Source organism: Streptomyces sp. NPDC089424, from assembly GCF_044749345.1.
Lineage (GTDB): Bacteria > Actinomycetota > Actinomycetes > Streptomycetales > Streptomycetaceae > Streptomyces.
Window position 1 is genome coordinate 434,418 of record NZ_JBIVHU010000007.1, and the last position, 21,724, is coordinate 456,141.

Annotated in this window: 20 protein-coding genes; 2 read left to right on the forward strand and 18 right to left on the reverse strand. The window is 72.4% G+C overall.

The genetic code is table 11. The features are described 5' to 3' along the window. Positions 1-111: 111 nt before the first annotated feature. From ACIP2X_RS29000 to ACIP2X_RS29015, 4 genes are all read right to left on the reverse strand, one after another. Positions 112-321, reverse strand: a complete 210-nt coding sequence (locus ACIP2X_RS29000) for an I78 family peptidase inhibitor (RefSeq protein WP_401678193.1) — start codon at positions 319-321, stop codon at positions 112-114. Positions 322-721: 400 nt separating this feature from the next. Continuing rightward, complete coding sequence (locus ACIP2X_RS29005; RefSeq protein WP_401678196.1) at positions 722-2,896, reverse strand: acyltransferase family protein; 2,175 nt, start codon at positions 2,894-2,896, stop codon at positions 722-724. Between the two features lie 245 nt (positions 2,897-3,141). Further along, positions 3,142-3,744, reverse strand: a complete 603-nt coding sequence (locus ACIP2X_RS29010; RefSeq protein ID WP_401678199.1) for a transglycosylase family protein — start codon at positions 3,742-3,744, stop codon at positions 3,142-3,144. 116 nt (positions 3,745-3,860) lie between these two features. After that, positions 3,861-4,526: a transglycosylase family protein gene (locus tag ACIP2X_RS29015; protein ID WP_401678202.1), complete on the reverse strand. Its 666-nt coding sequence runs from the start codon at positions 4,524-4,526 to the stop codon at positions 3,861-3,863. Positions 4,527-5,072: 546 nt separating this feature from the next. On the opposite strand from ACIP2X_RS29015, the gene ACIP2X_RS29020 reads away from it, so the two are divergent. Then, positions 5,073-5,855, forward strand: a complete 783-nt coding sequence (locus tag ACIP2X_RS29020) for a hypothetical protein (protein ID WP_401678205.1) — start codon at positions 5,073-5,075, stop codon at positions 5,853-5,855. Positions 5,856-5,987: 132 nt separating this feature from the next. Next, complete coding sequence (locus tag ACIP2X_RS29025) at positions 5,988-6,365, forward strand: hypothetical protein (RefSeq protein ID WP_401678207.1); 378 nt, start codon at positions 5,988-5,990, stop codon at positions 6,363-6,365. A gap of 38 nt (positions 6,366-6,403) precedes the next feature. Here the strand turns inward: ACIP2X_RS29025 and der are convergent, their stop codons facing one another. From der to ACIP2X_RS29095, 14 genes are all read right to left on the reverse strand, one after another. Continuing rightward, positions 6,404-7,888 (reverse strand): ribosome biogenesis GTPase Der, encoded by a 1,485-nt coding sequence (gene der, locus ACIP2X_RS29030; protein ID WP_401678210.1) that lies wholly within the window; start codon positions 7,886-7,888, stop codon positions 6,404-6,406. A 120-nt stretch (positions 7,889-8,008) separates the two neighbouring features. Then, positions 8,009-8,620 carry a lysophospholipid acyltransferase family protein gene (locus tag ACIP2X_RS29035; protein ID WP_401678316.1) on the reverse strand — a complete coding sequence of 204 codons (612 nt, stop codon included), beginning with the start codon at positions 8,618-8,620 and terminating at the stop codon, positions 8,009-8,011. 56 nt (positions 8,621-8,676) lie between these two features. Then, positions 8,677-9,357, reverse strand: coding sequence for a (d)CMP kinase (gene cmk / locus ACIP2X_RS29040; protein WP_401678213.1), 681 nt, complete (start codon positions 9,355-9,357; stop codon positions 8,677-8,679). A gap of 103 nt (positions 9,358-9,460) precedes the next feature. After that, positions 9,461-10,546 (reverse strand): prephenate dehydrogenase, encoded by a 1,086-nt coding sequence (locus ACIP2X_RS29045; RefSeq protein ID WP_401678215.1) that lies wholly within the window; start codon positions 10,544-10,546, stop codon positions 9,461-9,463. Next, on the reverse strand, positions 10,543-10,905 hold the full coding sequence (gene aroH, locus ACIP2X_RS29050) for a chorismate mutase (RefSeq protein ID WP_401678218.1): 363 nt from the start codon (positions 10,903-10,905) through the stop codon (positions 10,543-10,545). Before aroH ends, ACIP2X_RS29045 begins: the two co-directional genes overlap by 4 nt. Positions 10,906-11,024: 119 nt before the next feature. Further along, the gene (locus tag ACIP2X_RS29055) at positions 11,025-12,047 is read right to left on the reverse strand and encodes an ADP-ribosylglycohydrolase family protein (protein WP_401678221.1); all 1,023 of its coding nucleotides are present in this window, start codon (positions 12,045-12,047) and stop codon (positions 11,025-11,027) included. Further along, complete coding sequence (locus ACIP2X_RS29060) at positions 12,044-12,763, reverse strand: NUDIX hydrolase (protein ID WP_401678224.1); 720 nt, start codon at positions 12,761-12,763, stop codon at positions 12,044-12,046. The genes ACIP2X_RS29055 and ACIP2X_RS29060 overlap by 4 nt, the downstream gene beginning before the upstream one ends. Before the next feature lie 67 nt (positions 12,764-12,830). Next, positions 12,831-13,898, reverse strand: coding sequence for a pseudouridine synthase (locus ACIP2X_RS29065; protein ID WP_401678227.1), 1,068 nt, complete (start codon positions 13,896-13,898; stop codon positions 12,831-12,833). Next, a complete protein-coding gene (gene scpB, locus ACIP2X_RS29070; RefSeq protein ID WP_401678230.1) occupies positions 13,898-14,554 on the reverse strand; it encodes an SMC-Scp complex subunit ScpB in 657 nt (218 codons plus the stop codon). The genes ACIP2X_RS29065 and scpB overlap by 1 nt, the downstream gene beginning before the upstream one ends. After that, positions 14,551-15,438 (reverse strand): segregation and condensation protein A, encoded by an 888-nt coding sequence (locus tag ACIP2X_RS29075; RefSeq protein ID WP_401678319.1) that lies wholly within the window; start codon positions 15,436-15,438, stop codon positions 14,551-14,553. Before ACIP2X_RS29075 ends, scpB begins: the two co-directional genes overlap by 4 nt. Positions 15,439-16,221: 783 nt before the next feature. Further along, positions 16,222-16,794, reverse strand: a complete 573-nt coding sequence (locus tag ACIP2X_RS29080; RefSeq protein ID WP_401678233.1) for a hypothetical protein — start codon at positions 16,792-16,794, stop codon at positions 16,222-16,224. Beyond that, positions 16,779-17,828 (reverse strand): ParA family protein, encoded by a 1,050-nt coding sequence (locus ACIP2X_RS29085; RefSeq protein WP_401678236.1) that lies wholly within the window; start codon positions 17,826-17,828, stop codon positions 16,779-16,781. Before ACIP2X_RS29085 ends, ACIP2X_RS29080 begins: the two co-directional genes overlap by 16 nt. Positions 17,829-18,317: 489 nt before the next feature. After that, positions 18,318-19,442, reverse strand: a complete 1,125-nt coding sequence (gene ald / locus ACIP2X_RS29090) for an alanine dehydrogenase (protein WP_401678239.1) — start codon at positions 19,440-19,442, stop codon at positions 18,318-18,320. A 131-nt stretch (positions 19,443-19,573) separates the two neighbouring features. Further along, a complete protein-coding gene (locus tag ACIP2X_RS29095; RefSeq protein WP_401678241.1) occupies positions 19,574-21,637 on the reverse strand; it encodes a tetratricopeptide repeat protein in 2,064 nt (687 codons plus the stop codon). Between the last annotated feature and the right edge of the window lie 87 nt (positions 21,638-21,724).

The window sequence follows — 21,724 nt, forward strand, 5'->3', positions numbered from 1 at the left end:
CGGGGGGGGCGCCCGGCCCGGGGCCCCCCCGGGGGGGCCCCCCCCCCCGGGCCCCCGGGGGGGGGCGGGGGCCCCCCCCCCGCCCGGGGCCCGCGCCGGGATCGACGCCGCTCAGCCCTTCCAGGACCGGGCCACGGTGCCGTCCCTCACCTCGAAGTTCAGCCGGCCCACCCGGTACTCCATGGTGATGATCGCCCCCGGCGGCAGCGAGCGCACCGTCGTCCAGCCGTGCCCACGCGCGCGTTCCTCGGCGTCGGCCTGGGCGAGGCCGACGTAGGTCTCGGGATCGTCATCGGGTTCGGATGTCGAGAACGGTGCCATGCCGCCACGCTAGGGCCTGCGGGACGGGCGGGGAAGTCCGAGCCGTGCACCGTCCGTCACTGATCCCCCTCCGGTCACGCTTCTGTCACAGGATCACGACACGCGTTTCGGTGCCCCTTCTTCCCGCGGACGGGCGGTTCCGTATGCCTTGCGCACGTATTCGAACGCAATTCCCGAGAGCCGGCACGGCACTCCGAATTGTCGGCGGAAAGCGCGCGGATGACCGCTCCTGGACGGTCCGGCGACCGCCATTCCTTTCCGATACGGACCCGGTCCGCGAGACGCCGGGACGACACGGGAAACACACGCATTCCCCACAGAATCCCCGTACACCCGCCACGACACGGCGCTGCCTGGCATCAGCATCACGTGGATCACCACCACGGTCCAGGCGCGGGTATCACGCGCCCGGGCGCCGGCTCAGATCCTCTCCGTACAGCCCCAGCAGGTAGTCCTCCACGACCGGGGTGAGCGCCTCGACGTAACCGTCCGCCAGGTGTCCGAAGTCGCGGTAGACCATGGTGTTGCCGACCACGGTCGGGCAGGTGCCGGACGGGGCGCAGATCCAGTCGTAGGGGTCGAGGACGGTCACGTCCTCGGCGGCGGCCGCCTCGCGGATGGCCTGGGTGACTGCGGGCTTGCGGTCGGCCTGCGAGCGGTGCCGGGCGCAGTCGCTGAGGCTGTCCGGGTGCGCCACCGCGCAGTCCACCGCGTTGTTCTTCGGCCACGGGGTGTCCAGCACGGTGAGCACCCGCGTGCCGCCCTCCTTGAGCATCCGGTACGTCTCGGCCTGGCCCTTGCCCCAGACCTCGGCCATGTCGCCCTCGCCGTACAGCTTCGCCGAGTTGGAGCTCGACGTGATGACGAGCTCTGGCTTCATCTCGCGGATCTTCTCGATGGTGACGGCCCGCCAGTCGTCACAGGTCGAGTACGGGCCGCCGTTCCATTCGATGGTGATCTGGGAGATCTTGCACGCGTTCTTGGTGAGCGAGTACAGCTTCCAGTGGTGCTTGCGCGCGATCGCGTCGAGCGCCGGGAACCACTGCGCGACGTGCGAGTCGCCGAAGAGGACCACGGTGCGTTCGGCGTCCTTGTCGCCGTACAGGCAGGGCTGGGTCTGCTCGGTCCCGGTCATGGTCAGCGCGCAGTCGTCGGTGTAGACCGCGGACCGCTTGTAGGCCGTGTCCCGCATGCTCGGGGTGAGGTTGGACGGCAGCTTCTCCACCGGCTGCCGCAGCAGTTCGGTCAGCGCGGCGCTCGGGTCGGACGCGGTGGCGATGGTCTCCTTGGTGTCCGGCCGTGCCACGCCTTCACTCAGGGTCGGCGGGAACTGCACGGCGAGCACGGCCGCCGCGGCCGCCGCGGCCGACAGGCCGAGGCCCAGCGTCAGACCCCGGCGGGCCCGGGCCTTGAACGCGCGGTGGAAGCGCATCGGGTTCTCCACCAAATGGAGGGTGGCCCAGGCGAGGACGATGCCGCCGAGCGCGGCGATCAGCCGCAGCGGCCCCTCGTGCTCGCCGAACCCGAGCGCGGCCGGGACGATGATGATGAGCGGCCAGTGCCAGAGGTACCAGGCGTAGGAGATCCCGCCGATCCAGACGGCCGGACGCAGCGCGAGGACCGCGCCGGCGCCCCAGCGGCCGGCCGCGGCGCCCCCGGCGAGGACGGCGGCGGCACCGGCGACCGGGATCACGGCGTTGTAGCCGGGGAAGGGCGTGCTCTCGTCGAAGGAGACGGCCGCGTAGGCGATGGCGGCCAGACCGGCCCAGCTGACGACGGCCGCGACGGGGCGCGGGATGTCGTCCAGGCGGTGTGCCGCGAGGGCCAGCAGGGCGCCCACCGCGAGTTCCCAGATCCGCGTCTGCGAACCGAAGTAGGCCCAGGACGGGGAGGTTTCGGTGAGGTGGAGGCTCAGGGCGAAGGAGGCGGCGGCCAAGGTGAGCAACGGGATCGCGAGCAGCACCCGGCGCCGGAACAGTTTGAGCCCGACGATCAGGACGATGGGCCAGATCAGATAGAACTGCTCCTCCACCGCCAGCGACCAGAAGTGCTGGAACGGCGAGGGAGGCACATCGGTGTTGAAGTAGTCCGTGCCGACCTCGGCGAGCCGGAAGTTGACCACGTACCAGGCGGAGGCGATGGCGTCCTTGGCGTAGTCCGCGAAGCGCAGCGGCCCGAGGAAGAGCCAGGAACCGGCGAGCGTCGCCAGCACCACCAGGGTGGAGGCGGGCAGCAGGCGCAGCGCGCGGCGGGCGTAGAAGCGGCCGAGCGATATCCGGCCGTCGCGGCCCCACTCGCGGAGCATCAGCGAGGTGATCAGGAATCCGGATATCACGAAGAAGACGTCGACGCCGACGAACCCGCCGGCCACCGAGGACACTCCTGAGTGCCCGAGCACCACGAGGGTCACGGCCACCGCGCGCAGGCCCTGGATGTCGAGTCTGAGTCCCGCGCCACCCGCCGCCGGAGCCGACGGCTTGCCATGGTCCCCGGGAGCACCGTCCCGTGGTCGCGCTACGGAGGGGACGTCGTCGGAACTGGGCCGCGGGGGATCGGCGAGGCGGCGGACGGGCACCGTGAGGATCTCCTTGCTCGTGGGGCGTCACCCGGCCGGCGCTGGCTGTCGCCCCGGAGCCGGTCGATCGAACTTACCCTCGACCGGGTCCGCGAATGATGACGTTGCCGTCACATCAGCACAACGGGCAGGTGAACCGGGTTTGAATCGAAACCGACGGCGTGGGACACCTTAGGCCTTCCGGTCCAGGTGAGGCACGTCGGCCGTTCGCCGCACCGCGCACAAGGGGTTCGAAGTGGCGTACGTCATCGCACGGGGAGCGGCGGGCCGAACACCGCGGGGGCATCCTGCGTGCGGGCCGCGCTGCCCGGGATGATCAGGGTGAGCCCGACCTCGATGCGGCCGGGACTCGGCCCGATGGTCTCCCTGTTGGCGTCGTAGAGGGCCTTCCAGCCGCCCCCGATCCGGTACTCGCGGGCGATCGAGGCCAGCGTGTCGCCGCGCTTGACGGTGTACCAGCGCCCCTGGAGGCCGTACCGCTTCGCACAGACCGGCCAGGCGCCCCAGCCCTGCTCGGCGACCACTTCCCGTGCGACGGTGATCTGCTCCGCCCGCGTGGCGAGGTCCGCGCGCGGGGCGTACTTCAGGCCACCGAACGCCCTCCAGGTGGGCTGCGAGAACTGCAGGCCGCCGTAGTAGCCGTTCCCGGTGTTGAGCTTCCAGCGCCCGCCGCTCTCGCACTTGGCGACGCAGCCCCAGGGCCACTGGTCGTCGGCGCACGCGAGGGCGGTGCGCGGGGCGGTCCGCGCGGTCGCCGGTTCTCCCGGGGCGGCCGCCTGGGCGACGACGGGGGCGAGGACGGTGAGGAGGGCCGCGGTGAGGCCGAGCGTGAGTGATTTTCTGTTCATCGGATCACGCTAGGCAGGGTGCCGCACCGGCCGGCCGAGCCGCGCCCGGCAGGCGTGCGGGCCCCACCCGGTCGGCGGACCGGGCGGGGCCGTGCTGCGTCAGCAGGGCGCGCGGCTCAGAGGACGAGACGCTGCCCGGGCACGATCACGTCGGGATCACCGCCGATGACCGCCTTGTTGGCGGCGAAGAGCCGCTGCCAGGTGGTGCCGTTGCGGGCCGCGATGGCACTCAGCGTGTCGCCCTGGCGGACGGTGTGGTCACCGCGGGACGCGTCCCGGCCGGTGTGCCCCGCCTCGCGCGCCGGCGCCTGCGACGAGGGCGACGACTGCGACGGGGACGGCTGAGACGGCTGGGTCCGCGTCGGGGCCGTGTTCCCGGCGGGCGCCTCGGGCGCGGCCGGCGCGCCGCCGTAGGCCCCGGCGCGTGTCGAGCAGGTCGGCCAGGCGCCCCAGCCCTGGGCGCTCTGGACCTTGGTGGCGACGGCGATCTGCTGTTCCCTGGACGCCTGGTCGGCGGTGGGCGCGTAGGCGGTGCCGCCGTAGGCGCGCCAGGTGTCGGCGGAGAACTGAAGTCCGCCGTAGTAGCCGTTGCCGGTGTTGATGTGCCAGTTGCCGCCGCTCTCGCACTGGGCGATGCGGTCCCACACCCCGCCGTCCGCCGCCGTGGCGGTGCCGCTCGCGGCCAGCAGCCCCAGCGGGGCCAGCAGTGCCGCCCCGGCGAGAGCCGCCGTCGTACGGGCCCTGCGCACGGTGTCGCGGGTGGTGTCGGCACAATCGGACATGTAATTCCCTCTCCACGTACCCGGGGTCCCCCAGGCCGGGCGCGCTCCCCACGCGAGGGCGTGGTCGTCGCGCCGGCCCCGTCCGCCGGCGGTGGTGGCGTGGACCGGCCTGCTGCGGCCGGTCCGGGCCGGTGGACGTACCCGAGCGGTGCTCGATGCACACGGCGCAGGAATGTACGGAGCTTGCCGAGCCGGGTTCAACCAACTGCCCGTCCCCCCAGGCCAGTTCATGGTTACCCCGGGTAGCGGAAATTTTCGGCCACCCACTTCATTCGCCGATTTCAGGATTTGTCGACCAGCGGCCTCCGATTTCTGTGACTCACCTCACCGAGCCAAGTCCCTTACGGTGACGACCACTTGACGCAGTGTGTTCGATTTCATGCCGGTCGTGACCGTGTGCGGTGGATGGTTCGATTCCGTTCGCCCTACTGCGTGACTACCGCCACAGCTCGGCCGTTGTCTTCTTCATGAGCCGGGGACCTGCCTCGGCCCACAGGCCGGGAGCCACCCGGCCTCGCCACGCACCGCATCCCGAGGGAGCCCCCCGTGCCGCGCATGCTCGACGTCAGCGACGAGGTACGCGCCGAGATCGGCGACGAAGAAGCCGACCGGCTGCTTGCCGGAGACAACGCCCCGGGCAGTTACGACTGCACGTCCTGCCGCACCCCGGGCGACTCCGAGCACGAGCGCACCAGCACCGTCCTGTTCATCGGCGACGAGACCGCCGTGCTCGCGTTCGCCCACGCCGGCTGCCTGCCCTCGCAGGTCGTCCAGGTCACCGAGGAGCAGCTCCAGGGCGCCGTGAGGTCCATCAGCGGCAACTCCACCGACCTGGAGCCCGCGAGGGTCGTGCCCGAGCAGGCCGTGCTCGGCGTGACCAGCGGGCTCGTCCTGATCGCCGGGGAGCTGCACCCGGCGCTGGTCGTCGAGCCCACCGGCCCCATCGTGCGCCCCGGCTCCATCGCCGCCGGGGACGACTTCCTGCCGCTGCTGATCGAGCAGGGCTTCATGCCGGTCACCGAGCTGAACTCCGTGCCGCCGGTGCTGCACGGCTGGTCCGTGCTGCTCGCCATGGGCCAGCTGCACGCGGTGCTCCAGCCCGGGATGAACGGCGGGCAGCCGGTGGCGTGGTGGCAGGCGCACCAGCCGCTGCAGGTCACCGAGGGCTGGCGGGCCGCCGCGAACAAGCACCAGCAGGTGCTGATGTTCGCCGCGCCGGTCGGGTCCATCGGACGCCAGCCCCGGGAGGACCTGCTGCGGGACGCGCTGGACAAGGCGGCGGCGGGCGGCAAGCTCGTCGCCAGCGTGCTGCCGCTCGCGGGGACCTGACGGCCCACGGCGTCCGGGTGGTGAGGGGCCCGGACGCGTGCGGGTCGTCCAGGGCCCGGCGGGCCGTTCGCCGCGCACCGTGAGGCGCCGCCGCGACCGCATCCCTTCCCGCTCGGGGTCGTTTGGACATACGTGCACGCATACGACGTTTCCCGCCGCCAGTCCTTGCAGCCGATTCCGTCCGCTCGGTCCGGTCAGGATCCCACCGGCGGGTCCTCGGCCACGCCGATCTACGACGCGCTCTACGCCGAGTACGTCAAGTCCTTCCGGGCGCTGCCGGGCGACCGGCGCGGCGAGGAGAACCTGGGATTCACCGCGTTCGGGATCCTCCCGCAGGGCCCGGACTCGCACAGCGGCTCCTACAGCGCCTACAGCGCGGGCGCGCAGACCACCCGGCACACCAGCGGGCAGCAGCCGACCTGGCAGCGGGTCGGCACGCTCGGGCAGCAGCACTCCACCGGGATGCATCACATCCCCGCGCTGCCACCCGGCCCCCGCCGGGGAATCTGAGAGGGCGGCCCCCGTCGGGGGCCGCCCTCTCGCTGTCGCTACTTCTTCTTCGCGCCGCGCTTCTCGCGCACCCGCACCGAGATGTGGATCGGCGTCCCCTCGAAGCCGAACTCCTCACGCAGCCGGCGCTCGATGAAGCGCCGGTAGCCCGCCTCGATGAAGCCGGAGGCGAAGAGCACGAACCGCGGGGGCTTCGTGCCGGCCTGGGTGCCGAACAGGATGCGCGGCTGCTTGCCGCCCCGGACCGGGTGCGGATGGGCGGAGACCAGCTCGCCCAGGAAGGCGTTCAGCCGTCCCGTCGGGACCCGGGTCTCCCAGCCCGCGAGCGCCGTCTCGATCGCCGGAACCAGCTTCTCCATGTGCCGGCCGGTGTGCGCCGAGACATTGACGCGCGGCGCCCAGGCGACCTGCGCCATCTCGGTCTCGATCTCCCGCTCCAGGTAGTAGCGGCGCTCCTCGTCGAGGGTGTCCCACTTGTTGTAGGCGAGGACGAGCGCACGCCCCGCCTCCACGGCCATGGTGACGATCCGCTGGTCCTGCACGGAGATGGAGTCGGCGCCGTCGATGAGGACGACGGCCACCTCGGCCTTCTCCACGGCGGCGGCCGTGCGCAGCGAGGCGTAGTAGTCGGCGCCCTGCTGCAGGTGGACCCGCTTGCGGATGCCCGCCGTGTCGACGAACTTCCAGATCTTGCCGCCGAGTTCGATCAGCTCGTCGACCGGGTCGCGGGTGGTGCCGGCGAGTTCGTTGACGACGACGCGCTCCTCGCCCGCGACCTTGTTCAGCAGCGAGGACTTGCCGACGTTCGGGCGGCCGATCAGGGCGACGCGGCGGGGGCCGCCGACGCCCGCGCCGCCGAAGCTCGCGCGCGGGGCTTCCGGCAGCGCCTCCAGGACCGCGTCCAGCATGTCGCCGGTGCCGCGGCCGTGCAGCGCCGAGACGGGATGCGGCTCACCGAGGCCGAGGGACCACAGGTAGGACGCGTCGGCCTCGCCGCTCGGGCCGTCCACCTTGTTGGCGCACAGGACGACGGGCTTGCCGGCCTTGCGCAGCAGGCGCACGACCGCCTCGTCGGTGTCGGTGGCGCCCACCTTGGCGTCGACCACGAAGACGACGGCGTCGGCCGCCTCGATGGCGAACTCGGCCTGTGCGGCCACGGAGGCGTCGATGCCGAAGACGTCCTGCTCCCAGCCGCCCGTGTCGACGACCTTGAAGCGGCGGCCGGCCCACTCGGCCTCGTAGGTGACGCGGTCGCGGGTGACGCCCGGCTTGTCCTCGACGACGGCCTCGCGGCGGCCGATGATGCGGTTCACCAGGGTCGACTTGCCGACATTCGGACGGCCCACGACGGCGAGGACGGGCAGGGGTCCGTGCCCCGCCTCCTCGAGGGCGCCCTCGACCTCCTCCAGGTCGAAGCCCTCTTCGGCGGCGAGCTCCATGAACTCCGCGTACTCGACGTCGCCGAGCGCCCCGTGATCGTGCTCGAACGCGTCCGAGCCGTCGGGCTGGATCTGGTCGTTCATGAAGTCCGTACCTCGTCGTTCATCGTGGTGATCGGTGGAGCACCCGGTTCAGGGTGATCCACTACTCAGTGTCGCCCAGCGCCCGGCCGGGCGCCTGACGTTTTCGGCCCGCTCCGGGCCTCAGGACCGGCCCCCGGGGGCGGACATCCGGCCGGTGAGCCGTCTGGCCAGCTCCAGGTGCTCGGTGAGCTGCTTCTGGATGCGCTCGGTCGCCTCGTCCAGCGCCGTGCGCGTCCGCCGTCCGCTGCCGTCGCCCGCCTCGAAGGGTTCGCCGAAGACGACGTCGATCCGCTGCCGCAGCGCCGGCAGCGCCTTGACCAGCCGGCCCCGCCGCTCCGCGCTGCCCAGCACGGCGACCGGGACGACCGGAGCGCCGCTGCGCACGGCGAAGTAGGCGAGCCCGGCGCGCAGCGAGGCGAAGTCGCCCTCGCCCCGGGTGCCCTCGGGGAATATCCCCAGCACCCCGCCGGCCGCCAGCACGTCCAGCGCCCGGGTGATCGCCGTGCGGTCGGCGCTCTGCCGGTCGACCTTGACCTGCCCGATCCGGGTCAGGAAGGGGTCGAGCGGGCCGACGAACGCCTCTTTCTTGATCAGGAAGTGCACCGGCCGGGGCGCGACGCCCATCACCATCGGGCCGTCGACGTTGTGGGAGTGGTTGACGGCCAGGATGACCGGACCGCTCGCCGGCACCTTCCAGGCACCGAGCACCCGGGGCCGCCACAGCGCGTGCATCAGCGGGAGGCCGATCCTTCTGCCGACCTCCGCGCCCCGCAGGGACGGTGCCTCGGTCACTTCGCCGCCCGCTTCTCCTCGACGAGGGTGACCACGCGCTCGATGACCTGCTGCAGCGTGAGGTCGGTGGTGTCCACCTCGACCGCGTCGCCCGCCTTCGCGAGCGGCGAGGTCTTCCGGCTGGAGTCGGCCTGGTCCCGCTTGACCAGGGCCTCGCGGGTGGCGTGCACGTCCGCGTTCTTCAGCTCACCGCTGCGCCGGGCGGCGCGGGCCTCCGGGGAGGCGGTGAGGAAGACCTTGAGGTCGGCGTCCGGCAGCACGGTCGTACCGATGTCGCGGCCCTCGACGACGATGCCCTGCTCCGCGTCGGTGGCGATCAGGCGCTGCAGCTCGGTGATCCGGGCACGCACCTCGGGCACCGCGCTGACCGCGCTGACCTTGGCGGTGACCTCCTGGGTGCGGATCGGACCGGCGACGTCCACGCCGTCGACCGTGATCGTCGGGTCGGCCGGGTCGGTGCCGGAGACGATGTGCGGCTTGCCGGCCACGGCGGCGATCTCCGAGGGGTCGGCGACGTCGATGCCGTTGGTCACCATCCACCAGGTGATCGCCCGGTACTGGGCGCCGGTGTCCAGGTAGCTCAGGCCGAGCCGCGCGGCCACCGCCTTCGACGTGCTGGACTTGCCCGTGCCGGAGGGGCCGTCGATGGCGACAATCACTGCCGGGACGCTTTCCACTGTGGGGACCTTCCTGGGCCGGGGTGGCGAGAGGGGGGCGAGACGGTGCCCCGCACAAGGTTACTGGGTGCGGGTCACTCGTCCGGCCCACCTGCCCGGCCTCCTAGCCCCGGATGCCCCAGCCCCGCTCCCGCAGTGCCGCCGTCAGGACGGGCACCGCCTTGGGCTCGACCATGAGCTGCACGAGACCGGCCTGCTGCCCCGTCGCGTGCTCGATCCGGACGTCCTCGATGTTGACGCCGGCCTGCCCCGCGTCGGCGAAGATGCGGGCCAGCTGGCCCGGCTGGTCGTCGATGAGGACGGCGACGACCTCGTACGCGCGCGGCGCGGAGCCGTGCTTGCCGGGGACGCGGACCTGCCCGGCGTTGCCCCGCCGCAGCACGTCCTCGATGCCGTCGGTGCCCGTACGGCGCTTGGCCTCGTCGGAGGACTGCAGGGCGCGCAGCGCCTGCACGGTCTCGTCGAGGTCGGCGGCGACGTCGCCGAGCAGGTCGGCGACCGGGCCGGGGTTGGCGGAGAGGATGTCGATCCACATCCGCGGGTCGGAGGCGGCGATCCGGGTCACGTCCCGGATGCCCTGCCCGCACAGCCGTACGGCCGCCTCCTCGGCGTTCTCCAGGCGGGCGGCGACCATGCTGGAGACCAGGTGGGGCATGTGCGAGACCAGCGCGACGGCGCGGTCGTGCGCGTCGGCGTCCATGACGACCGGCACGGCAAGGCAGTGCGAGACCAGTTCGAGGGCGAGGTTCAGCACCTCGGTGTCGGTGTCCCTCGTGGGGGTGAGCACCCAGGGGCGGCCCTCGAAGAGGTCGCCGCTGGCGGCCAGGGGGCCGGACCTCTCCCGGCCGGACATGGGGTGCGTGCCGAGGTACCGGGTCAGGTCCAGCCCCAGCGCCTCCAGCTCGCGGCGCGGGCCGCCCTTGATGCTCGCCACGTCGACGTAGCCGTGGGCGAGGCCGCGCCGCATCGCGTCGGCGAGCACCGCGGCGACGTGCGCCGGCGGGGCGGCGACGATCGCGAGGTCGACGGGCCCCTCGGGCGCCTCCTCGGTGCCGGCGCCGAGCGCGGCGGCCGTGCGGGCCTGCTCGGGGTCGTGGTCGGCGAGGTGGACGACGACACCGCGCTGCACGAGGGCGAGGGCGGCGGAGGTGCCGATCAGCCCGGTGCCGATGACGAGTGCGGTTCTCACTGGGCGATGTCCTTGCGCAGAGCGGCGGCGGCGCCGAGGTAGACGTGGTTGATGTCGGCGCGCGACCGCTCGGACTCGATGTGCGCCAGCAACCGGACCACCCGGGGCATGGCGCCCTCGATGTCCAGCTCCTGGGCGCAGATCAGCGGGACGTCCAGGATGCCGAGCTTGCGGGCCGCGGCGGCCGGGAAGTCGCAGTGCAGGTCGGGCGTGGCCGTGAACCAGATGCTGATCAGGTCGTCGGACGTCAGCCCGTTCCGCTCCAGGACCGCGGTGAGCAGGGCGCCCACCTGCTCGTCCATGTGACCCGCTTCGTCCCGCTCGAGTTGGACGGCGCCCCGGACCGCTCGTACCGCCACGGCTGCTCCTTGCTGGTGTGCGTCATCGGTTCCCTGTCCGTCAAGCCTAGTCAGCCCGCCACGGACGGGTGCGGGCCGCTCGCCCGCTGAGACGGCGCGCGCGGGGGCGGACCGGCGGCTCACTGGTCCCAGAGCGCGCCGAGCGTGACCAGCTCGCTCTGGTACTCGATCCGGTCCGCCCACTCCGTCGGCCAGGCCTCGGCCCCGAGGTGCGCTCCCGCGAAGGCCCCGGCGAGGCACGCGATCGAGTCGGAGTCGCCGGAGGTGCACGCGGCCCGGCGCAGGGCGGTCAGGGGCTCGTCCACGAACTGCAGGAAGCACAGCAGCCCGGTGGCCAGCGCCTCCTCGGCGATCCAGCCCTGCCCCGTGGCGAGGCAGGGGTCGTTCTCCCGGGAGAACGACCGTACGGCGTCGCGCAGCCGGTCGAGCACGCCCAGGCACTCGTCCCAGCCACGCGCGATGAACTCCTCCGCCGAGGCGTCCTGCGCCCGCGTCCACAGATCACCCAGCCACCGCTCGTGGTACCGGTCGCGGTTCTCGTAGGCGTACGACCGCAGCAGCCCGACCAGTCCGGTCGGCTCGGCGCCCTGCGCGAGCAGCCGTACGGCGTGCGCGGTGAGGTCGGAGGCGGCCAGGGCCGTCGGGTGCCCGTGGGTGAGGGCGGCCTGCAACTGGGCGGCGCCCGCGCGCTGTTCGTCGCTCAGCTGCGGGATCAGGCCGATCGGCGCGACGCGCATGTTGGCGCCGCAGCCCTTGGAGTGGATCTGGCTGGCGTCCTGCCAGGCACGGTCCGGCTGCTCCAGCAGGTCACAGGCCCGGAGGCAGGTGTTGCCGGGGGCCCGGTTGTTCTCCGGCGAGCGGTTCCAGGCGATGAACTCCTGCCGCACGGGCCCGGCCAGTTCGGCGGGCCCGAGCACTCCGCGGTCCGTCGCCGTGCGCAGCCCGCGCGCCAGCGCCAGCGTCATCTGGGTGTCGTCGGTGACGAGGGCGGGCGTGGGCAGTTCCATCCGCTGCCAGGGACCGAACTTGGCGAGGATCGACGGCACGTCGTTGAACTCGGTCGGGAAGCCGAGCGCGTCCCCGAGGGCGAGGCCGAGCAGGGAACCGGTGGCGGCGCGCTTGCGGACGGTGGTGGAGGTCATGCGGGGCGTCCTTCCCTGGACGGGCGGAGGAGGGGCGGGTGCAGGGCGGCGGCGCCGCCCGCGCGGTAGAGGGCGGCGGGTTTGCCGCGGCCCCCGGTCAGGCGCGCGGCGCCGGGCACCGGTTCGACGAATCCGGGGGTGGCGAGCACCTTGCGCCGGAAGTTGGGCCGGTCGAGCGGGGTGCCCCACACCGCCTCGTAGACCTGCTGGAGCTCGCCGAGGGTGAACTCGGGCGGGCAGAAGGCGGTGGCGAGGCCGGTGTACTCGAACCGGGCGCCGACCCGCTCGTGCGCGTCGGCCAGGATCCGGTCGTGGTCGAAGGCCAGCGGCCGGGCCGCGTCGTACGGCATCCAGCGGGCCTGTGCCGCGTCGCCGCCGCCGAGCGGCTCGGGCAGGTCGGGCAGCAGCGCCGTGAAGGCGACGGACACGACCCGCATGCGGGGGTCGCGGTCCGGCTCGCTGTAGGTCCGCAGCTGCTCCAGACGCAGGCCGGAGACGTCGGACAGGCCGGTCTCCTCGGCGAGTTCACGCCGGGCGGCGGTCTCGGCGGACTCGTGCGGCAGCACGAAGCCGCCGGGCAGGGCCCAGCGGCCGGCGTACGGCTCCTGTCCGCGCTCGACGAGCAGCACGTGCAGCGCGCCGGTGCGGATGGTGAGGACGGCCAGGTCGACGGTGACCGCGAACGGTTCGTACGCGTACTTGTCGTAGACCGGCATACAGCACCACCCCCCTTAATAGTCGTACTGACTATAAAGGGGGTGGCCGTCCCTCACAAGGGGCCGACTACAGGTCCACTTCCTGCATCAGCATGCCGACCTCGGTGTTGCTCAGCCGCCGCAGCCAGCCCGACTTCTGGTCGCCCAGCGTGATCGGCCCGAAGGCGACGCGCACCAGCTTGTCGACCGGGAATCCGGCTTCGGCCAGCATGCGGCGCACGATGTGCTTGCGGCCCTCGTGCAGGGTGACCTCGACGAGGTAGTTCTTCCCGGTCTGCTCGACCACCCGGAAGTGGTCCGCGCGCGCGTACCCGTCCTCCAGCTGGATGCCGTCCTTGAGCTGCTTGCCCAGGTCGCGCGGGATCGGGCCGACGATGTGCGCGAGGTAGGTCTTCTTCACGCCGTACTTGGGGTGGGTCAGCCGGTGGGCCAGCTCGCCGTGATTGGTGAGCAGGATGACGCCCTCGGTCTCGGTGTCCAGCCGCCCCACGTGGAAGAGGCGCGTCTCCCGGTTGGTGACGTAGTCGCCGAGGCACTGGCGCCCCTCGGGGTCCTCCATCGTGGAGACGACACCGGCGGGCTTGTTCAGCGAGAAGAACTGGTACGACTGCGTCGCGACGGTCAGGCCGTCGACCTTGACCTCGTCCTTCTCCGGGTCGACCCGCTTGCCCTGCTCCAGCACGATCTCGCCGTTGACCTCCACCCTGGCCTGCTCGATCAGCTCCTCGCAGGCGCGTCGGGAGCCGTAGCCGGCGCGGGCGAGCACCTTCTGGAGCCGCTCGCCCTCCTGCTCGGCACCGGGGAACGTCTTGGGCAGCTTCACGTCCTTGCGGCCCGCGTACCGCTCCCGGTTGCGCTCCTCGGTGCGCGCCTCGTACTCGCGCGAGCGTGCGGGGGCCGTACGGCCGTCCTGCTGGGGCCGCTTCGGGCCGCCCTTGGCGCCGCCCCGGGCCGCGCCGCCGCGTCCCGCCTTCGGGCCGTCCTTGGTCGCCCCGGGTCCCACGTCGTAGCGGCGCTCCTCGGGACGGGGCTTGCGGGGGCGGCCCTGCCCCTGCTGGTCCCGGTTGTCACCGGCGCCGCGGTAGTTGCCGCGTCCGCCGGTCCCGCCACTCTTGCCACTGCCGCTGCTTCGCATCAAAGTTCCGTCGTCTTGTCGTCTGCGTCCTCGGAATCCGGAGCGTCCGGATCGAACGACGGCACGCCTTCCTGCGTCTCGGCCTCGATCGCCTCCGCCTCGGGGAGGAAGGGCGCGAGCTCCGGGAGCTCGTCCAGGCCGCGCAGGCCCATCCGCTCCAGGAAGTAGTTCGTCGTCGTGTACAGGATCGCACCTGTTTCGGGTTCCGTGCCCTCCTCCTGGACGAGACCGCGCTGGAGCAGGGTGCGCATGACGCCGTCACAGTTGACTCCGCGCACCGCCGAGACCCGGCTGCGGCTGACCGGCTGGCGGTACGCCACCACCGCGAGCGTCTCCAGCGCCGCCTGCGTGAGCCGGGCGGTCTGGCCCTCCAGGGCGAGCCGCTCGACGGCCGGCGCGTACTCGGGCCGGGTGTAGAAACGCCAGCCCCCGGCGACGAGCCGCAGCTCGAAGCCTCGTCCCTGCGCGGTGTACTCGTCGGCCAGCTCGCGCAGCGCACGCTGGACCGCCCGCCGCGGCCGCTCCAGTATCTTCGCGAGATGCTCCACGGTCGCGGGCTCGTCCACGACCATGAGGACGGCCTCCAGCGCGGGCCTGAGTTCCAGATCGGCGACGGCGCGCAGCCCGGCAGGCAGCTCGGTGGTCTCCTCGCTCACGCGTTCTCCTCCTGCTCCTCGGGCCGCCCGGCCCGCTCGCTCGGTTCGGGCGGCGCGGGGGGCCGGTCGAACTCGTCGGTCACCATCGGACCGGTGTCCTGCTCGCCGCCGGTCCAGCGCACCAGCAGCTCACCGAGGGCGGTCTCCTGCTCCAGCGCCACCGCCTTCTCGCGGTACAGCTCCAGCAGCGCGAGGAACCTGGCGACGACGGTGAGGGTGTCGTCGGTGTCCTCGACCAGCACGCGGAAGCTGGCCTCGCCGAGTTCCCGCAGCCGTCCGACGACGATCCCGGCCTGCTCCTGCACGCTCACCAGCGGGGCGTGGATGTGGTCGACGTACACCTGCGGCTTGGGCTTCGGCTGCATCGCCTTGATGGCGAGCTTCGCGAAGCCCTCCGGGCCGATGCTGATGACGACCTCGGGCAGCAGTTCGGCGTGCTGCGGTTCCAGGCCGACGGTACGGGGGAAGCGGCGGGCCTCCTCGTCGAGGCGGTGGGTGAAGATGTCGGCGACGTGCTTGTAAGCGCGGTACTGGAGCAGCCGCGCGAACAGCAGGTCGCGGGCCTCCAGCAGCGCGAGGTCGGCCTCGTCCTCCACCTCGGCGGCGGGCAGCAGCCGCGCTGCCTTGAGGTCCAGCAGGGTGGCGGCGACGACCAGGAACTCGGTCGTCTCGTCCAGGTCCCACTCGGGTCCCATCGCCCGGATGTGCGCCATGAACTCGTCGGTCACCTTGGACAGGGCGACCTCGGTGACGTCGAGCTTGTGCTTGGAGATCAGCTGGAGCAGCAGATCGAAGGGCCCCTCGAAGTTCGCCAGCCGCACCTTGAACCCACCGGGCTCCCCCTCCCCGCCCGCCACGGCCTCCGGCGGCTCCGCGGCCCTCAGGGCCTCCGGCGCCTGCACGGCCGACGTGACCTCCGCGGCCCTCGACGCTTTTGGCGCCTGCGCGGTCTCCCCGGCATCCGCGCCCCGCACGGCCTCTGCGACGTGCGCGGCCACTGGGGCCTCTGCGCCCCGCGTGACCTCTGCACTCCTCGGAATCTCCGGAGCTTTCGCGGCTGGCTCGGTTTCCCGGGCATCCGCGAACTGCACGCTTTCCTCGGGATCCGCGGTCTGCGCAGCGTCCACCGCTTGCACGGTCCCCGAGACCTCCGCGGCCCCCTGGGCCTGCGTGGTCCTTCCGGCATCCGCGATCTGCACGGCCTCCGCGACGTGCCCGGTCATCGGGGCCCGCGTGGCCTCCGCGATCCCCAGGACGGCCGGCGCCTGCGCTGCCTCCGCCGCCTCCGCCGCGTGCGCGGTCACTGAGGTCTCCGCGGTCCCTGCGGCCTCCGGCCCATGCGTGGCCTTCGCGGCCTGCGCGGTCTCCCCCGCATCGGCGAACTGTGCGGCCTCCGCCGCATCCGCGGCCACTGGGGGCTCCGCCCGCACGGCCTGCGTGGTCTCCCCGGCGTCTGCGAACTGCGCCGCATCCGTGGCTTGCGCGGTCACCGGGGGCTGCGTGGGGTGTGCCGGAGCAGGGGGCTCCGGTGCGGGTGTCGGGCCCTCGGGTGGCGGCGTCGGGGTGGCCGCGGTCCCTGGGCCTCTCCCCAGTGCACGCCGACGGCCGGCGGGGCCGGAGGGCGGGACAGGGGAGCCGTTCGAGGTCATAGCCCCCGCAGGCTACCGCTACCGCCCACGAAGCCGTCGTACGAGGATGCTGGCGTCCCCACGGGTCTCCAGGTCGGCCAGCACCACGGCCACCGCCTCGCGCACGATGCGTCCCCGGTCGACGGCCAGGCCGTGCTCGCCGCGGAGCACGAGGCGCGCGTGCTCCAGATCCATCAGCTCCTCGGCGGAGACGTACACCGTGATCTTCTCGTCGTGCCGCTCACGCCCGCTGGGCCGCCGCGCGGCCGCCCGGCCGCGCTTGTTGCGCGGCGCAGCGGCGGCAGAACCTTCCTGCGCCGCCGGCTGGCCCTGACGCCGCGAGGAGCGCTCCGCGCCCCGGCTGCGCGATTCGGCGTCGGCCGGCTCGGCCTCGGCCGCGACATGCTCGGCGCCGTCCCCGTCGCCGCCCTGCGCGGGCACCGCCTGCGGCGCGTCCTCACCGGACGGAACGGCCGCGTCGCCCTCCCCCGCGGGGGCGGGCACCCGCGCCTCGCCGTTGGCGCCCCGCCGGGGAGTGGATGCCTGGAGCGCCATTCCCCCTGTCGTACGGAACAGTTCGTCGGCCCCCGGCAGACTCACTCGGCGTGACACCGGGCGAGCACCTCCCTGGCGAGCTGGCGATAGGCGGCGGCACCGACGGAGTTGGACGCGTACGTGGTGATCGGCTCTCCGGCGACCGTGGTCTCCGGGAAGCGGACCGTCCGCCCGATGACCGTGTGGTAGACGTGGTCGTCGAACGCCTCGACGACCCGCGCGAGCACCTCACGACTGTGCACCGTGCGCGAGTCGTACATCGTGGCCAGGATCCCGTCGAGCTCCAGATCCGGGTTGAGCCGCTCCTGGACCTTCTCGATGGTCTCGGTCAGCAGCGCCACACCGCGCAGGGCGAAGAACTCGCACTCCAGCGGCACGATCACCTTGTGAGCGGCCGTCAGGGCGTTCACCGTGAGCAGGCCGAGCGAGGGCTGACAGTCGATCACGATGTAGTCGTAGTCGGGCAGCAGCGGCTTCAGGGCGCGCTGGAGCGTCGACTCGCGGGCCACCTCGGAGACCAGCTGCACCTCGGCCGCCGACAAGTCGATGTTGCTGGGCAGCAGGTCCATGTTGGGGACCGCCGTCTTCAGCAGCACCTCGTCGGCCGCCATCCCCCGCTCCATGAGCAGGTTGTAGACGGTGAGGTCGAGTTCCATCGGGTTGACGCCGAGGCCGACCGACAGCGCGCCCTGCGGGTCGAAGTCGACGAGCAGCACCCGGCGCCCGTACTCCGCGAGCGCGGCACCCAGGTTGATGGTCGACGTGGTCTTGCCCACGCCGCCCTTCTGGTTGCACATCGCGATGATCTTCGCGGGGCCGTGATCGGTCAGCGGTCCCGGGATCGGGAAGTACGGCAGCGGGCGACCGGTCGGGCCGACGCGCTCTCGGCGCTGGCGGGCAGCGTCGGGCGCGAGCGTGGCCGCGTACTCGGGGTCGGGCTCGTACTCGGCGTCGGGGTCGTAGAAGTGCCCCTCGGGCAGTTCGTCGTAGTCGGCGAAGTGGTTGTGGGGCGCGCCACTTCCGTCGCCGGCCATGGCGTTCACGTGATGGCCATCCATGCTCTGGTGTGCTGAGTGAGTCACGCCTGACATCTGGTGACTCTGGTGGGCTGCGAAGGTGCGCACCGCGACGGAGCCGACAGCCTCGAACCCCGCGGGAGCCTGGCCCCGCGCAGGGCTTCCTGGTTGACCACCCCCGGGAGAAAATGTCGACTCATTCACAAGTCGTCTTACCTCCTTGGTGACCAGGAAACTTCTAGACAGGTCAGCGTGGCACCATGCCGACGGTTGGCGACTCTATGGCGTGTCGGCGGTCCGCAGCAACACAATCCGCCGGACCCGGCAGGATGTGTCGGCAATGAAACATCCCTCTGTCAAGGGCGTACGGCCGTCGCACGGCAGGTTTCACCGGTGTACGAATCGGCTCAAGGGTTACGTTCGAGGCGAGTTGACCGAGCGTCGCAAAGTGACCATACACACACCCGGCCGGACCTTGTCGGGCAAGGTCCGGCCGGGCGCTGACGGTTGACGAGTCGTGTTGACGTATCGCCTTTTCGCTTGTGACGACTTGGGAGCCGGCGGTCAGCCGAGCAGCGACTCCAGCTCGACGTGGTCCAGCCCGTGCGCTTCGGCGACCTCGCGGTAAACGACCTTGCCGTCATGCGTGTTGAGGCCCCTGGCCAGCGCGGCGTCACGGCGCAGCGCCTCGGCCCAGCCCCGGTTGGCCAGCTCCACGATGTACGGGAGCGTGGCGTTGGTGAGGGCGTTGGTGGAGGTGTTCGGCACGGCGCCCGGCATGTTGGCGACGCAGTAGAAGACCGACTGGTGGACCTCGAAGGTCGGCTCGGCGTGCGTGGTCGGACGGGAGTCCTCGAAGCAGCCGCCCTGGTCGATCGCGATGTCGACAAGGACACTTCCCGGCTTCATCCGGGAGACGAGCTCGTTGGTCACGAGCTTCGGGGCCTTGGCGCCGGGGATCAGCACCGCGCCGATGACGAGGTCGGCGTCGAGGACGGCCTTCTCCAGCTCGAAGGAGTTGGACATGATGGCCTTGACCTTGGTGCCGAAGATCCGGTCGGCCTCGCGCAGCTTGTTGATGTCGCGGTCCAGCAGGGTCACCTCGAAGCCCATGCCGACGGCGATCTGGGTGGCGTTCCAGCCGGAGACGCCGCCGCCGATGACGACGGCCTTGGCCGGGGTCACGCCGGGGACGCCGCCCGGCAGCACACCGCGGCCGCCGGCCGCGCGCATCAGGTGGTAGGCGCCGACCTGCGGGGCGAGCCGGCCCGCGACCTCGGACATCGGGGCGAGCAGCGGCAGCGCGCGGCTCGGCAGCTCGACCGTCTCGTAGGCGATGGCGGTGGTCCCGGACTCCAGCAGCGCGTCCGTGCACTCCTTGGACGCGGCCAGGTGTAGGTACGTGAAGAGGGTCTGGTCCTTGCGCAGGCGGTGGTACTCCTCGGCGATGGGCTCCTTGACCTTCAGCAGCAGGTCGGTGGAGGCCCACACCTCGTCGGCCGTCTCCAGGATCTGCGCCCCGGCGGCCACGAACTCGGCGTCCGTGATCGAGGAGCCGAGACCGGCGTTGCGCTCGATGACGACCTGGTGGCCGTTGCGCACCAGCTCGTGCACGCCGGCCGGGGTGATGGCCACCCGGAACTCGTTGTTCTTGACCTCGCGGGGGATGCCGACCTTCACGTCGATCACGGTCCTTGGCTCAGAGGGGGTGTTTTGCTCGACATACCCGGATGTTCAGGGCACACCGGGAGACACCGCAGGAGAAAGTGCGGCAGAGCCAGTCTAATGAAGGTGTTCCCGCTGTCTAGCCTTTCATTGCATCAATCTTCTTCGGATGGACTACGGATTTCGCAGGCGTTAGCGGGTTGTTCCATGGCTGGATCTGGCGTTTCGGCTTTTTGGATCTCCTCCCCCAGCATGCGCTCGGCGGCGCTGCGGTGCAGCAGGGCGGCCGCGGGATCGCCGAGCCGCTCCAGGGTGTCGGCCAGCCGCAGGTGCAGGGCGGCCTGGAGCCGCGCGTCCTGTGCGCGCCGCGCCCCCTCGACCGCCTCCTGGCAGGTGCGCAGCGATTCCTCGGGCCGTCCCGCGTACTCCTGGACCCGCGCCAGCTCGCTCAACGCCCGGGCGTGGGCGGCCACATCGCCCAGCCTGCGGTACCCGGCGATGGCCGCCTTCCAGCCGCGCTGCGCCTCGCCGTAGCGGCCCGCGTAGGTGTGCGCGGTCGCGATCCGGCCGTACAGCCGGGCGGCCTCCTCGCCCTCCCCGCGGGCCAGCCGCTCGGCCAGGGCCCGGCCGAACCAGTCGGCCGCCCGGTCGTGATCCCCGAGCTCCTGGTGCGCGCCCCCTACGGATTCCATCGCGCGCCCGGTCGCGTACGGGTCGTTCGCCCGGCGTCCGGCGTCCAGCGCGGCCCGGTAGCGGACCAGGGCGTCGGCCGTGCGGCCGGTTCTGGCGTCCAGATCGCCCAGATTCAGCAGCGCCGCCGCCTGCTCCCGGGGCAGGTCCTGGCGCTCGGCCACGTCGAGCACGAGCCGGTGGATGCCGTACAGGTCGGGCGCCGCGGCCTGCATGCCGAAATGGGCCACCATCGCCCGCACCAGCTGGGACATCAGCCGCCTCGCCAGCGTGTCCAGCTCCCCGTCGGCGACCGCGAGGCGGGCCGAGGCGAGCAGGGCCGGGCGGCGCATGCTCAGCCAGTCCGCGGCCGCCCGGGGAGTGGGAAAGCGCAGGGCGCGCGGTGTGCCGGCCAGCTTCTCGCGGGCCTGCGGGTTGTCCGTCTCGGTGATCGCCCGGCAGGACTGAAGCAGCCGAACGGTCCGCTCCAGCATCCGGGCGCGGGCCAGCTGGAGCTCGGCGGGGCGGTCGTCGGTCTCGGTGACGGAGCGCAGCAGGGGGTGCAGGCACCCGGGCACCTCGTACTCCGGCAGTGAGGAGTCGATCCTGCGCAGCAGGCCGAGGGCGGCGAAGTCGTCCAGGGTGTGCCGGGCGCCGTTGACGGAGCAGCCGGCGAGCGCGGACGCCGTGTGCTGGTCGATACGGCCCGCGGGCGCCAGCGAGAGCAGGCGCAGGATGCGGGCCGCGCTGCCCGGCAGCGAGGAGTGCACCAGCCGGAAGACCCGGCTCAGGGGCGTCCCGTCGTCGCCCTCGGCGTGCAGCTGCTTGGTGAGGTCGGCGACGGCCGCCTGGGGGCGGGCGGCGAGCCAGCCGCCGGCCAGCATCAACGCGGCGGGCTGGGCCTGGCACGCCTCGACCAGCCCTTCCGCCGCCCGTGGGTCGACGGTGATCCGGACGGAGCCGGTGTGCCGGGACAGCAGTTCGACTGCGGACTTGGTGTCGAGGCCGCCGAGCGTGCACGGGCGGACGTCGGAGATGCCGGTCAGGGGGCCCCGGGCGACCGCCACGACCAGGCACTCCGGGGTGTCCGGCAGCAGGGCGTCGACCTGCTCGGCGTCGGCCGCGTCGTCCAGCAGGAGCAGGGCCCGGCGGTCGCTCAGGGCCTCACGGAGCGTCGCCGACAGGTCGTCGTCGGCGGCGCCGGGCGGGGTCGGCAGGCCCAGCGCGGTGAGCAGGTCCCCCGCGGTGCGGGCGGTCGGCACGGCGGTGCCGTCGGGTTCGCTGAGCCGGGCGCGCAGCACTCCGTCGGGGTAGCGGGCGGCGACCTGCCGTACGAGTTCCTCGGCGAGGGCGGTGCGGCCGGATCCGGGCCGGCCCGCGATCAGCAGGACGCGCGCGCGGGGGGCCTTGCGGCCGGAGAGGGTGTCCAGTCCGGCACGCTCGATGTCGGCGCGCAGTTCCTTCAACTCCCGTGTGCGGCCCAGGAACTGGCTCTGCGCAGACGCGCCCGGCACCTGCACGCCGTCTCGGTCCACCGCCTGATCCGTCACGGGCCACACTCCCGTCCCACCGCACGCGCAAAAGCCCGCCGGGACTCCGGTTCGGGCGTTCCCGAGCCTAGTTCACGCTCTGCGACG

Excerpts from the sequence above, each read along its gene's own strand:
- ACIP2X_RS29000 (WP_401678193.1), bottom strand. The coding sequence starts at position 321 with ATGGCACCGTTCTCGACATCCGAACCCGATGACGATCCCGAGACCTAC.
- ACIP2X_RS29010 (WP_401678199.1), bottom strand. The coding sequence starts at position 3,744 with ATGAACAGAAAATCACTCACGCTCGGCCTCACCGCGGCCCTCCTCACC.
- ACIP2X_RS29015 (WP_401678202.1), bottom strand. The coding sequence starts at position 4,526 with ATGTCCGATTGTGCCGACACCACCCGCGACACCGTGCGCAGGGCCCGT.
- der (WP_401678210.1), bottom strand. The coding sequence starts at position 7,888 with ATGAACGACCAGATCCAGCCCGACGGCTCGGACGCGTTCGAGCACGAT.
- ACIP2X_RS29035 (WP_401678316.1), bottom strand. The coding sequence starts at position 8,620 with ATGCACGCGCTGTGGCGGCCCCGGGTGCTCGGTGCCTGGAAGGTGCCG.
- ACIP2X_RS29055 (WP_401678221.1), bottom strand. The coding sequence starts at position 12,047 with ATGACCTCCACCACCGTCCGCAAGCGCGCCGCCACCGGTTCCCTGCTC.
- ACIP2X_RS29060 (WP_401678224.1), bottom strand. The coding sequence starts at position 12,763 with ATGCCGGTCTACGACAAGTACGCGTACGAACCGTTCGCGGTCACCGTC.
- ACIP2X_RS29065 (WP_401678227.1), bottom strand. The coding sequence starts at position 13,898 with ATGCGAAGCAGCGGCAGTGGCAAGAGTGGCGGGACCGGCGGACGCGGC.
- ACIP2X_RS29085 (WP_401678236.1), bottom strand. The coding sequence starts at position 17,828 with ATGTCAGGCGTGACTCACTCAGCACACCAGAGCATGGATGGCCATCAC.